The sequence below is a fragment of the Streptomyces sp. NPDC050535 genome, from assembly GCF_044457665.1.
In the GTDB taxonomy this organism is placed as follows: Bacteria; Actinomycetota; Actinomycetes; order Streptomycetales; family Streptomycetaceae; genus Streptomyces.
In genome coordinates this window covers 316,276-329,194 of record NZ_JBITHE010000005.1, presented here as the reverse complement: position 1 = coordinate 329,194, position 12,919 = coordinate 316,276, and the positions used below count along the sequence as shown (strand labels likewise).

The following is a 12,919-nucleotide window of genomic DNA, read 5'->3' as shown; positions in this document are numbered from 1 at the left end:
TGTGGATCAAACCTCTGGACCAAAATCAAATGCGTGATCTCCATCCCGGCAGGCACCCTTGCGGGATGGATGAAAGACGCACCGTGAAGGTGTCGAAGTACCTCTCGAAACATCTGCGGCACCAGCCCGAGCGGATCGGGCTCACCCTCGGCGAGGGCGGCTGGGTCGAGATCGAGACGCTGATCGCCGCGGCGTCGGCGCACGGTTTCCGGTTCACGCGTGAGGAGCTGGACCACGTGGTGGCCGCGAACGACAAGCGGCGTTTCGCCGTCGAGGGGGCCCGGATCCGCGCCAGCCAGGGCCACTCCGTCGATGTCGACCTGGGGCTGCCCGCGGCGACTCCCCCCGCGTACCTCTACCACGGGACCGTGGCCCGCAGCCTGGACGCGATCCGCGCCGAGGGCCTCAAGCCGATGAACCGGCACGACGTGCACCTCTCGCCCGACCGCGAGACCGCCACCCGCGTCGGCGCCCGCCGCGGCCGGCCTGTCGTGCTCTCCGTGGACGCCGCCGCCATGGGCCGCGACGGCCATGTCTTCCACGTCAGCGCGAACGGCGTGTGGCTCACCGAGGCCGTACCGCCCCGGTACATCCGGTTCCCCACCCCGCACTGACCTCAGGGATGATCGGAAGCATGGAGCAGTTGCCCAGCACCGAAGCCGCCGTCACCGCACTGCGGGTGATCGCCTCCGAGTACGCGCGTGAGTTCGAGGTCACCCACGACATCGGCGCCGACCAGACGTCCCGCCGCAGCGCGGCGGGCGTCGGCGTGACCGCCGACCCCGACGGCTCGCTGCCGCACGAGGCCTTCGTGGAGTTCGGCGGGCTGCCCCGGCTGAGCGTGCGGCTCTATCCGGAGGACGACGCGCTAGTCAGCGTCGAGGGCGTCGAGTTCCCCGACATCCCGCGCGACGACGTGCCCGCCTTTCTGCGCTCGGTACTCGGCGGCCTCGCGTATGTGAGCGCGCGCCGGTTCCCGCCCGGCTATCGGCTCATCGTGCCGTTGCCCGGCGACCGGACGTACAAGGAGCACCTGCTGATGGTCCGCCTCAGCCCGTGGCTGAGCGGACGCGTGCGCTGACCTTCGACTCACTGGCCGACCTCTCCGCTCGCCCGCCGCCCCCCACCACGCGATCACCGCACGTCTCCGCGTGATCACTGCACGTCTCCGCTCGATCACTGCACTCTTCGCTCGATCGGCGCCCCGTTTCCGGGTGAACCGCCACCGCATCCCCGGGGAACCGTCACCCCGGTCCACTCGCTCGTCGACCGCTTCACCCGCGCGCCGACCACCCGCCTCATGCGGCGGCCGCCTCGCTCGTGCGCATAGGCTCGACGGCATGAGTCTGCGTCTGAGCACCGTGATCCTGCCGTACCTCCGCTGGCACGAGGGCGGTCGTGCCGTGTGGCAGCGCGCGGAAGAGCTCGGGTTCCACACCGCGTTCACGTACGACCACCTGTCGTGGCGGACCTTCCGGGACGGCCCCTGGTTCGGAGCCGTCCCGACGCTGACCGCCGCGGCCGCCGTCACCGACCGCCTGCGCCTCGGCACGCTGGTGACCTCGCCGAACTTCCGGCATCCGGTGACCCTCGCCAAGGAACTGATCTCCCTCGACGACATCTCGAACGGCCGGATCACCCTGGGAATCGGCGCCGGCGGCACGGGGTTCGACGCGACGGCGCTCGGGCAGGAGCCCTGGACCCCGCGCGAGCGCGCCAACCGCCTCGCCGAGTTCGTGCCCCTGCTCGACCGCCTCCTCACGGAGGACTCGGTCTCGTACGGCGGCGACTACTACTCGGCGCACGAGGCCCGCAACATCCCCGGCTGCGTCCAGCGCCCCCGGCTGCCCTTCGCGGTGGCCGCAACCGGGCCGCGCGGACTGAGGCTCGCGGCACGGCACGGGCAGGCGTGGGTGACGACGGGCGACCCGAAACTGTACGAGACGGGGACCCCTGAACAGTCGGTTCAGGCCATTCGCGGCCAGGTCGAGAAGCTGGGCACGGCCTGCGCCGAGCTCGGTCGTGACGTGGACGAACTGGACAAGATCCTGCTCACCGGCTTCACCCCGGACCGTGGCCGTCCACTGGAGTCGGTGGACGCGTTCGTCGATTTCGCAGGCCGCCACGCCGAACTGGGCTTCACCGACCTGGTGATCCACTGGCCGATCCCCGACTCCGACTTCGCGGCGGACGAGAAGGCCTTCGAGCGGATCGCCCTGGAGGCGGCCGCACAACTGGCCTGAACCGGCGGATCGCACCTGACGGGGTGTGACAGCGCTGGTGAGGACGGTAATCACTCACATGTGCGGACCGCCGCCCGCCCGTGCGCGCATATGCGGGACAATGGCCCGGTGACCTCAGCGACTCGACGGCCCGAGACCCCGGCCTCCATGGTTCCGACCCGGCTGATCGCCACCGATCTCGACGGCACTCTGCTGCGCGACGACAAGTCGGTGTCCGAGCGCACGGTCGCCGCTCTCGCCGCCGCCGAGCGGGCGGGCATCGAGGTGTTCTTCGTCACCGGCCGCCCGGCCCGCTGGATGGACGTCGTCAGCGATCACGTCCACGGGCACGGCCTGGCGATCTGCGGCAACGGCGCCGCCGTGGTCGACCTCCATGGCGGCACCGGCGCCCACCGCTTCGTCAAGATCCGCGAGCTGGCGCCGGATGTCGCTCTCGACGTCATCCAGTTGCTCCGCGCCGCCGCCCCCGGCACCGCGGTCGCCGTCGAGCGCACCTACGGACTCCACCTCGAACCGGCGTACCCGGCGCTGCACATGGAGCCCCCGGAGTCCGTCGCGCCCGCCGAGAAGCTCCTCGCCGAGGGCGCCCTCGACGCCGACCAGCCGATCCTCAAGGTGCTCGCCTACCACCCCGGCATGGACCCGGACGACTTCCTCACCGTCGCCCGCCTGGCCATCGGTGACCGGGCCGGCGTCACCCGCTCCAGCCCCAGCGCCCTCCTGGAGATCAGCGGCCCCGGTGTCTCCAAGGCGAGCACGCTCGCGCTGTGCTGCGCCGAGCGCGGCATCTCCCACGAGGAGGTCATCGCCTTCGGTGACATGCCGAACGACGTCGAGATGCTCACCTGGGCGGGCCGCTCGTACGCGATGGGCAACGCCCACCCCGCCGTGATCGCCGCGGCCTCCGGACGCACGGTCGCCAACAACGAGGACGGGGTGGCGGTGGTGATCGAACGGATCGTCGCCGAGCGGCGGGCCTAGCTCTCGTTGTCGGCACGGCCCGGTCCCACTCGTTGGCGCGGAGCTACAGCCGAACCCCGCGCTCGGCCAGCCATGGAACCGGGTCGATCCCCGAACCCAGCTCGGGCGTGACCCGCACCTCGAAGTGCAGATGCGGCCCGGTCGAGTTGCCGCTCGTGCCCGACTGTCCGATCCACTGCCCGGCCGCGACCTGCTCGCCCTGGTCGACGGTGACGGCGGCGAGGTGCGCGTACTGCGTGTAGTAGCCGCCCGGGTGCCGGACCACGATCGCGATACCGAAGGCCCCGCCGCACGACACCTTCACGACCCGGCCCGCCCCGGCCGCCCGTACCGGCGTGCCGATCGGCACCGCGAAGTCCTGCCCGGTGTGCCGGTTCGTCCAGCGTTCACCGCCGCTGCCGAAGCTCGCGGAGAGTTCGTACGTCTCCACCGGCGGGACCCACGCGCGCGTGAGGTCCGTTTGCGGCTGATCGAGCCGGACGGCACCGCGGCAGGAGCCCGCCACCACCGCGGCGTCCGCCTGGCCCTGGAGTACCGACCGCGCCTCATCCAGTTTCACCTGGATCGTCCGCTTGATGTCGGCGAGTTCGGCGTTGCGCCTGTCCAGCGCCTGCCACTGCTCCTGGGCCTTCGCCTCGTCGGCGGCGAGCCTCTCCTCGGCCCGGCGGCTCTTGCTGATGGCGTTGTTCACGGCGAGATCGGCCTGCCACACGGCACGCTGACCGCGCATCAGCTCCTCTGGGCTGTCCGCGAGCAGCAGTTGCGCGGTGATCGGCAGGCCGCCGCCCTCGCGGTACTGGGCGCGCGCGATCCGGCCGAGGTCTCCGTGCAGCACCGCGATGTCCTGCCGTTCGCGCTCGAGGAGTTCCTCCGCCCGCTGCGCCCTGCTCCGCTGCGCCTCGGCCTCCTGATGTCCGGCCTCGTACTGCCGCGCCGCGACGGAGGCGTCCTCGTAGAGCCGCGCCACCTGGGCGCTGATGCCGGGCTCGGCCCCGGACTCGCCCTCGGCGGAGGTGGGCCGGGCCGCGAGCACCGCGACCGCGCACAACAGGGCCGGCAGGAGCAGGGGATGTCGGCGAGATGAGCGCATGACAGCGATCGTGTCGCGTACCCACGCCCGCGGTCCTGTTCAAGGGGTACGCACGGGGGAACGGGCGCCACGGATGGGTCTGCCGGGTGGGCCGAACAGGGGCCTGGTCCGGGCGTGTTGCCCCAAGGAGGCGGTGGAGTGTGCTTGGGGACGCGCGAGACGCGCCCAGCGGGGCGCGGAGCTGCGGAACCGGCGGACGTGGCGCCGTGCGAAACACGTACCGGTGCCGCCGTGCGAACCCGTACCGGTGCCGCCGCGGGGCCGCCCGGTGGAGTGGCCGCCGAGTGCGCTCAGTACGGCGCCTGCCAGATCACCGTCGTACCGCTGCCGTGTTCACCGGCCCCCGGCTCGAACCAGCTCTCGCCGCCCAGGGACTCGGCGCGCCGCTCGAGGTTGCGCAGGCCGCTGCGCCGGCCGCCGTCGGGGATGCCGACCCCGTTGTCGGCGACGGTCAGCCGTACACCCGGCCGTGCGTCCCGCAGGGTCACGGTCGCGTCGACGACGACGTCGATGCGGGAGGCTCCGGCGTGCCGGAAGGCGTTGGAGAGGGCCTCCCGCAGGGCGGCGATGAGGTTCTTGCCGGTGAGCTCCCCGACCACGGTGTCGACGGGACCGACGAAGTGGTGGGCGGGTTTGAAGCCGAGAGGGACGGCGGCCATGCTGATCTCGCGCAGGACGCGGGTGCGCAGTCCGGACGGGGCTTCCGCGGGGTCCTGCTGGAGCGCGAAGATCGCGGTGCGGATCTCCTGGATGGTGACATCGAGTGCGTCCACCGCCTTGCCGACCCCTTCCCGGACCTCGGGGGCGACGGACCGCCGCTGGGCGCTCTCCAGCATCATCCCGGTGGCGAAGAGCCGTTGGATCACGAGATCGTGCAGGTCACGGGCGATCCGGTCGCGGTCCTCGTACACCGCGAGCCGCTCCCGGTCGCGCTGTGCCTCGGCCATCATCAGCGCGAGCGCGGCCTGCGCGGCGAACTGCGCGGCCAGGGTCCGTTCCGTCTCCGTGAACGGGCGGGCGCCCACCGTGCGCGGGGTGACGAGGCATCCGAGGACGCGGCCGTCGCTCTGCAGCGGGAGCATCATCATCGGCCCGTAACTGCGGGCGAACTCGGTGACCATGCGGGGGTCGGTGGCCGCGTCATCGACGAAGACGGGCTCTGAGCAGAGGAGTTCGGCGACGAACTCGTTCTCCGGCGGGAAGACCGTTCCCACCGCCTTCGAGGGGTGCTCGGAGGCGACGGCGACGACCTCGAGGCCACCCTCGGCGGAAGGCAGCAGCACGACCCCGGCCGCCGAGCCGGAGAGCCGGCGGGCCTGTTCGGCGACGACCTGGAGGGCGTCCTCGGCGCCGCCGTCGGACAGAAGGGCGGTGGTGACGGCCACCGAGCCGTCGATCCAGCGCTCGCGCTGCTGGGCCGCCTCGTACAGCCGGGCGTTGCCGATGGCGATGCCCGCCTCCGTGGCCAGCACGCGGACCATGGTGAGGTCGTAGTCGTTGAAGGGGCCGCCCCGCTTCTCCGTCAGGTACAGGTTCCCGAAGATCTCGCCCTGTACCCGGATGGGCACCCCGAGGAAGGTCCGCATCGGCGGATGGTGCTCGGGGAAGCCACAGGAGCGCGGATCGTCCGCCAGGTTCGCGAGCCGTACCGGCTCCGGGTCGTGGATGAGCGCCCCCAGCAGCCCCCTGTGCCCGTCCGGCAACCGCCCGATCAGCCGGGCGGTATCACCGTCGACGCCGTCGCCGTGGAACACGAAGTCCACGAGGCCGTCCCCATCCTGCGGCAGGACTCCGATCGCCGCGTACCGGGCGTCCGCCAGCTCGGCCGCGGTCTCACAGATGTGGTCCAGCGTGGAGTGCAGCTCCAGTCCCGCTCCCACCGACCGCACCGCCTCCAACAGCTGAGGCACCCGCGCGGCCAGGTCGGCGGACAGCCCCTGTCCACCGCGGGCCTCCGGACCGGCGGGCAGGCCCGAACCGCCATCGGACTCGGACTCGGGCTCGGGCGAGGCGGGGTCTGCCGACATAGCTTGAGCGTAGTTAGTCCCAATTGCCACGGAAAGTCGAGGCGAGGGCGGACGGTGGGCCCGAGGACGCCGGGCTCGAGGAGGCGGACACCCGTCCCGGACCTCGACGCCGAGCGCCTCGACCGCACAGCGCGACCACCGGCGCCGCACGCCGCCACGCCGAGGGGCTGAGCCACAGCGCTCAGCTCACCACGAAGACGCCGAGCCACAGGCCTCAGCGCACCGCGGCACCCACCAGCAGATCCCCCGCGGCCTCCCGCTCCACCATCTCCCGAAGCGGACCCTCGACGGCCGCCAGCTCCGCGTACGGCCCCCGTTGGACCGTACGGCCCTCCGCCAGCACGATCACCTCGTCCACGGCGTCCAGTCCCGCCAATCGGTGGGTGATCAGCAGTGTCGTACGGCCTTCGGTCGCGGCCAGCAGATCCACCATGAGAGCGTCGGCCGTCGGCAGGTCGAGGTGTTCCGCGGGCTCGTCCAGGACGAGGACGGGGAAGTCGGCCAGCAGTGCGCGGGCGAGCGCGAGCCGCTGGCGCTGGCCCCCGGACAGCCGGGCGCCGTGCTCGCCGATGAGCGTGTCGAGCCCGTCGGGCAGCCCGTCGGCCCAGTCGAGGAGCCGGGCCCGCGCGAGCGCGTCACGCAGTTCGGCCTCGGTCGCGTCCTTCCTGGCCAGCAGCAGGTTCTCGCGCACCGAACTGTCGAAGAGGTGCGCGTCCTGGGCACACAGCCCGACCAGCCGGCGTACGGCGTCCCCTGTCATCTCGTACGCGTCCACTCCGCCCAGCGTGTACGTGCCCGCGCCGGCGTCCACGAAGCGCAGCAGGACCTGCGCGAGCGTGGTCTTGCCGGATCCGGAGGGGCCCACGACCGCGATCCTGCGCCCCTGCTCCAGGGTCAGGCCGAGACCGGTGAGCGCGTCCCGGTCCTGTCCCGCGTGCCGGGCGTCCAGCGACTCGAGGACCAGGGGGAAGGGGGACGCGGGCGCCTGCGCCGGGTCCTCCGGTTCGCGTACGGGATCGAGGGCGTCCAGCACCTCGTACACCCGCTCCGCGCTCTTGTGCACCCGCTGTCGGTACTGGACGGCGAGCGGCAGCCCGAGGACGGCCTCGAACGCGGCCAACGGGGTGAGGACGACCACGGCCATCGCCACGCCGCTCAGCCGCCCCGCGGCGACCGCCTGGGCACCCACGAGGGCCGCGGCCGCGACCGTCAGCCCGGACACCAGAGCGGTGAGCCCGTCGCCGAGCGCCGTCGCGGTGGCGGCCCGGGAGGCGATACGGGTGAGCACCGAGTCGGCCCGCCGGGTCTCGGCGGTACGGGCGGGCAGCGCGCCCGCGACGGTCAACTCGGCCGTACCGGTGAGCAGATCGGCCACCCGGGTGGCCAGGGCTCCGCGAGCGGGTGCCAGCCGTCGCTCCGCGCGGCGCGCCACGGCGCCGGTCAGCGACGGCACTCCGACCGCGGCCGCCAGCAGCCCGACGGCGAGTACGGCACCGGCCTCGGGCAGCAGCCACGCGGTGAAGCCGACGGAAGCGGCGGACACGACGCCCGCGGCCCCGACCGGGAGCAGCCATCGCAGCCAGTAGTCCTGGAGCGCGTCGACATCGGCGACGAGCCGCGACAGCAGATCTCCACGCCGGGTCGTCCGCAGCCCGGCGGGTGCCAGGCGCTCGAGGCGCCGGTACACGGCGACCCGGGTGTCGGCCAGCATCCGCAGCACCGCGTCGTGCGACACGAGCCGCTCCGTGTACCGGAACACGGCCCGCCCGATGCCGAACGCCCGGGTCGCCGTCACCGCCACCATCAGATACATCACCGGCGGCTGCTCGGACGCGCGCGAGATCAGCCACCCGGACGTGGCCATCAACCCGACGGCGCTTCCGAGCGCGAGGCTGCCGAGCAGGAGAGCGAGGGCGAGCGCGCCCCGCCTGGGAACAGCCATGGCCCGGACGCGGGCGAGCACGCCGCCATGCCTTCGGGTGGGCAGGTCCGGCTTTCCTCCGGCTGCCGCCGAAGTGCCCTCCGGGGCTGCCGCCGACGTAGTCTCCGGGGCCGCCGACGTGCCCTCCCGCTCGACCGGCCGCGTCTCCCGCGTACCGGGGGCGTACACGGAGCCGGAGGCCGCAACAGCCACCCCGGAATCGAGCGCCGGGACAGCCGCCGCGGCACCGGACACCGGGACAGCCGCTCCGCCTTCCATCCGTACGACCCGGTCGGCCACCTCCAACAGCGCCGGCCGGTGCACCACCAGCAGCACCGTCCGTCCCAAGGCGAGCCGCCGCACCGCCTTCACGACCTCCGCCTCCGTCGCCCCGTCCAGGGCGGCTGTCGGCTCGTCGAGGAGCAGCACCGGACGGTCCGCGAGGAACGCCCGGGCCAGTGCGAGACGCTGGCGCTGGCCGGCCGACAACCCGGTGCCGTCCTCACCGAGCACGGTGTCGGCTCCGTCGGGCAGCGCGTCGACGAAGCCGGCGGCGCCCGCGTCGGACAGCGCCCGCCGTACCGCAGCGTCGTCCGCGTCGGGCCGGGCGAGCCGTACGTTCTCGGCGATGGACTGGGCGTACAGGTGGGGCCGTTGCGGCACCCAGGCGATGCGCGACCGCCAGTCCGCCAGGTCGAGTTCGCGGAGATCGACTCCCCCGATCCGCACCCGGCCCTCAGCGGGCTCCACAAAGCCCAGCAGGACGTTCAGCAGCGTCGACTTGCCCACCCCGCTGGGCCCGACAAGGGCCACCGTCTCACCAGACCCGACCGTGAAGGAGACGTCCGAGACGGCGTCTCCCGAGCGCCCCGGGTACCGCACGGTCACGCTCTCGAAGCCGATCTCACCGTCCGGCACGGGACGCGAGCCGGACGCGGCCACGGGAGTCTCCAGCACCGCGAAGATCTCCTCCGCCGCGGAGAGCCCCTCGGCGGCGGCGTGGTACTGCGCTCCGACCTGCCGCAGCGGCAGATACGCCTCGGGTGCGAGGACGAGGATGACGAGCCCCACGTAGAGGTCCATCTCGCCATGGACGAGCCGCATACCGATGGTCACGGCGACCAGCGCGACCGAGATCGTCGCGAGCAGCTCCAGGGCGAAGGACGACAGGAAGGCGATCCGCAGCGTTCGCATGGTCGCCTGCCGGTACTCACCGGTGATCTTCCGGATCGACTCGGCCTGTGCCTTGGCCCGGCCGAACACCTTGAGCGTGGGCAGCCCGGCGACCACGTCCAGGAAGTGCCCCGAGAGCCGCGACAGCAGTCGCCACTGACGGTCCATCTGGCTCTGGGTGGCCCAACCGATGAGAATCATGAAGACGGGGATCAGCGGCAGCGTGCCGGCGATGATGGCAGCCGACACCCAGTCCTCGGTGACGATCCGCGCGAGCACCGCCACGGGGACCACCACCGCGAGCCCCAACTGCGGCAGGTAACGCGAGAAGTAGTCGTCGAGCGCGTCAACTCCCCGTGTGGCGAGGGCGACCAGCGAGCCCGTCCGCTGCCCGCTCAGCCAGCCGGGGCCGAGCTGCGAAGCCCGCTCCAGCAGCCGTCCCCGCAACTCCGACTTGACCGCCGCGCTCGCCCGGTGCGCGGCGAGTTCGGTGAGCCAGGAGACGAAGGCCCGCCCCAGCGAGACCAGAACCAACAGAGCGAGCGGCGTGCGGAGTTCGGTGACCGAGAAGCCGTGCTGGAAGGCACCGACCACCACTTCGGCGATGAGCATTGCCTGGGCAATGACCAGCGCCGCCCCGGCGACTCCCAGACCGACGACCGCCGCGAGGAAGAAGCGAGTGGCGCGGGCGTACCGAAGCAGACGCGGGTCGATTGGTTTCACGTGAAACACACCCTTGGCTCATCAGGCATGTTTCACGTGAAACATGCCGTAGTCGGACTCGGCACGCTCAGCCGGACGCAGTGCGCGTCGGAGGGCTCAGTGCGCGGCATCGGCGATGTGCTGCGTGCCGATCCGCTTACGGAACACCCAGTACGTCCACGACTGGTAGAGCAGAACGATCGGCGTCGCGATCACCGCACACCAGGTCATGATCTTCAGCGTGTACGGACTCGACGACGCGTTGGTGACCGTCAGGCTCCACTCGTCATTGAGCGAGGACGGCATGACGTTCGGGAAGAGGGACAGGAACAGCATCGCGACGGCCGCCACGATAGTGAGCCCCGAGAACATGAACGCCCAGCCCTCACGCCCGGCCTGGACCGCCCCGAGTGCCGCGACGAGCGAGACCACCGCCACGATCAGCGCGGCCAGGGACTTGCCGTCACCGTTGTCGGCCTGGGTCCAGATCAGGAAGACGAGAGCCAGTACGGCGGTCACCAGCCCGAGCTTGAGCGCCAGTTTCCGTGCCCGCCCCCGGATGTCCCCGACGGTCTTGAGCCCGACGAACACCGTCCCGTGGAAGGTGAACAGGGTCAGTGTGACCAGGCCGCCGAGGATCGCGTACGGGTTGAGAAGGTCCCAGAAGCCCCCGACGTACTCGAAGCTCCTGTCGATCTTCACGCCGCGCACGATGTTGCCGAAGGCCACGCCCCACATGAACGCGGGGATCAGGGAGGTCCAGAAGATCGCGTTCTCCCAGTTGCGCTGCCAGTGCTCCTCGGGCCGCTTCACCCGGTACTCGAAGGCGACCCCGCGCACGATCAGGCAGACCAGGATGATCAGCAGCGGCAGGTAGAAGCCGGAGAAGAGCGTGGCGTACCACTCGGGGAAGGCGGCGAAGGTCGCACCGCCCGCGCTGAGCAGCCACACCTCGTTGCCGTCCCAGACCGGGCCGATCGTGTTGATCAGGACCCGCTTCTCGGTGCGGTTCCGGGCCAGCAGTTTGGTGAGGACGCCGACCCCGAAGTCGAAGCCCTCCAGGAAGAAGTAGCCGGTCCACAGGACCGCGATGAGGACGAACCAGACGTCGTGGAGTTCCATGACTCAGCAGCTCCCTGGGCCTAGTAGGAGAAGGCCATCGGCTTGTCGGCGTCACTGGAGTCGCCGCCGATCTTCGTGGGCGGGTTGAGGTCGGCCTCGGTGAGCTCGGGCGGCCCCTGCTTGACGTACTTGACCATCAGCTTCACCTCGATGACGGCGAGGACCGCGTAGATGAGGGTGAACACGATCAGCGAGGTCAGCACCACGCCCTGCGAGACTCCGGGCGAGACCGCGTCCTTGGTCTTCAGCAGGCCGTAGACCACCCATGGCTGGCGTCCCGTCTCGGTGAAGATCCAGCCCCAGGAGATGCCGATGATCGGGAAGATCAGCGTCCACTGGGACAGTCGCCACCACCAGTTGCCGAGCTTCGGCGCCAGCTCCCGCTGCTTGGTGAGCATGAGCTTCGGTACGTCCTCGTCACCGGTGCGGTGTTCCGCCGCCAGCCAGAACTTCCGTCTGGTCAGCCAGAGGCCGGCGACGCAGAGGATCATCGAGACCCCGCCGAAGCCGATCATCCAGCGATAGGCCCAGTAGGCGGTGGGAATGTTGGGGCGGTAGTCACCCGGCCCGTACTTCTCCTGCTCGGCCTTGTTGATGTCGTTGATGCCGGGGATCTTGGCGTTGAAGTCGTTCTTGGCGAGGAAGGACAGTATCCCCGGGATCTCGATGGCGACCGTGTTGTGCCCCTCGGCGACATCGCCGTACGCGAAGAGCGAGAAGGGTGCGGGCTGCTCCGATTCCCACAGGGCTTCGGCGGCCGACATCTTCATGGGCTGCTGCTCGTACATCACCTTGCCGAGGGTGTCGGCGCTGACGACGGTGAGGATCGTGCCGACGAGCGCGGTGATCAGCCCGAGCCGCAGCGACATCCGCATCGTCCGGATGTGCTGCTTCTTGCGGAGATGGAAGATGGCGATGCCGGTCACGAAGGCGCCGCCGACCAGGATGGAGGCGCTCATGACGTGCCAGAAGTTGACGAGCGCCGTCTCCTGGAAGAGCACCTTGGGGAAGTCGGTGAGCTCGGCCCGCGTACTGCCGTTCGCCTTCTTCACGATCCGGTAGCCGACCGGATGCTGCATGAAGGAGTTGGCCGCCATGATGAAGTACGCGGACAGGACCGTGCCGATCGAGACCATCCAGATGCAGGCGAGGTGGATCTTCTTCGGCAGTTTGTCCCAGCCGAAGATCCACAGCCCGATGAAGGTGGACTCGAAGAAGAAGGCGATCAGGGCCTCGAAGGCGAGCGGGGCGCCGAAGACGTCACCGACGAAGCGCGAGTAGTCGGACCAGTTCATGCCGAACTGGAACTCCTGCACGATGCCGGTCACGACACCCATGGCGATATTGATCAGGAACAGTTTTCCCCAGAACTTGGTCGCCCTGAGGTAGTGCTCCTTGCCCGTCCGCACCCAGGCGGTCTCCAGGATCGCCGTGAGTGCGGCGAGCGAGATCGTCAGGGGGACGAAGAGGAAGTGGTAGACGGTGGTGATGCCGAACTGCCAGCGCGCCAGGGTCTCCGGCGCCAAAGCCAATTCCACGTCGTCAGTCTCCTTACATCGCCGTGATGCAGCGACAGCTTGCCCCTTTTGTCACGTACATCACGGGAGCAACCGGGACACCCTTGTGAACGCGTTCACATTCACAAGCAAGTATGCCGCAT

The 12,919-nt window shown here is 70.6% G+C and carries 9 protein-coding genes; 4 read left to right on the top strand and 5 right to left on the bottom strand.

The genetic code is table 11. The features are described from left to right. Nucleotides 1–65 precede the first annotated feature (65 nt). The 4 genes from ACIBLC_RS14600 to ACIBLC_RS14585 all read left to right on the top strand — a co-directional run bounded on the left by ACIBLC_RS14600 (nucleotide 66) and on the right by ACIBLC_RS14585 (nucleotide 3,224). Nucleotides 66–614: an RNA 2'-phosphotransferase gene (locus ACIBLC_RS14600; protein WP_399211259.1), complete on the top strand. Its 549-nt coding sequence runs from the start codon at nucleotides 66–68 to the stop codon at nucleotides 612–614. Nucleotides 615–622: 8 nt separating this feature from the next. Then, complete coding sequence (locus tag ACIBLC_RS14595) at nucleotides 623–1,081, top strand: hypothetical protein (protein WP_399211258.1); 459 nt, start codon at nucleotides 623–625, stop codon at nucleotides 1,079–1,081. A gap of 259 nt (nucleotides 1,082–1,340) precedes the next feature. Next, entirely contained in the window at nucleotides 1,341–2,243 is a 903-nt protein-coding gene (locus ACIBLC_RS14590; RefSeq protein ID WP_399211257.1) for an LLM class flavin-dependent oxidoreductase, read from the top strand. A gap of 90 nt (nucleotides 2,244–2,333) precedes the next feature. Further along, nucleotides 2,334–3,224 carry a Cof-type HAD-IIB family hydrolase gene (locus ACIBLC_RS14585; RefSeq protein ID WP_399211256.1) on the top strand — a complete coding sequence of 297 codons (891 nt, stop codon included), beginning with the start codon at nucleotides 2,334–2,336 and terminating at the stop codon, nucleotides 3,222–3,224. Between the two features lie 43 nt (nucleotides 3,225–3,267). Here the strand turns inward: ACIBLC_RS14585 and ACIBLC_RS14580 are convergent, their stop codons facing one another. From ACIBLC_RS14580 to ACIBLC_RS14560, 5 genes are all read right to left on the bottom strand, one after another. Further along, nucleotides 3,268–4,314: a peptidoglycan DD-metalloendopeptidase family protein gene (locus tag ACIBLC_RS14580; protein WP_399211255.1), complete on the bottom strand. Its 1,047-nt coding sequence runs from the start codon at nucleotides 4,312–4,314 to the stop codon at nucleotides 3,268–3,270. Nucleotides 4,315–4,604: 290 nt separating this feature from the next. Continuing rightward, nucleotides 4,605–6,341: a GAF domain-containing protein gene (locus ACIBLC_RS14575; RefSeq protein WP_399211254.1), complete on the bottom strand. Its 1,737-nt coding sequence runs from the start codon at nucleotides 6,339–6,341 to the stop codon at nucleotides 4,605–4,607. Between the two features lie 214 nt (nucleotides 6,342–6,555). Further along, nucleotides 6,556–10,158, bottom strand: a complete 3,603-nt coding sequence (gene cydD, locus ACIBLC_RS14570; RefSeq protein ID WP_399211253.1) for a thiol reductant ABC exporter subunit CydD — start codon at nucleotides 10,156–10,158, stop codon at nucleotides 6,556–6,558. Nucleotides 10,159–10,254: 96 nt separating this feature from the next. Continuing rightward, a complete protein-coding gene (gene cydB, locus ACIBLC_RS14565; RefSeq protein WP_399211252.1) occupies nucleotides 10,255–11,259 on the bottom strand; it encodes a cytochrome d ubiquinol oxidase subunit II in 1,005 nt (334 codons plus the stop codon). Between the two features lie 20 nt (nucleotides 11,260–11,279). Beyond that, nucleotides 11,280–12,797, bottom strand: a complete 1,518-nt coding sequence (locus ACIBLC_RS14560; RefSeq protein WP_399211251.1) for a cytochrome ubiquinol oxidase subunit I — start codon at nucleotides 12,795–12,797, stop codon at nucleotides 11,280–11,282. Nucleotides 12,798–12,919 lie beyond the last annotated feature (122 nt).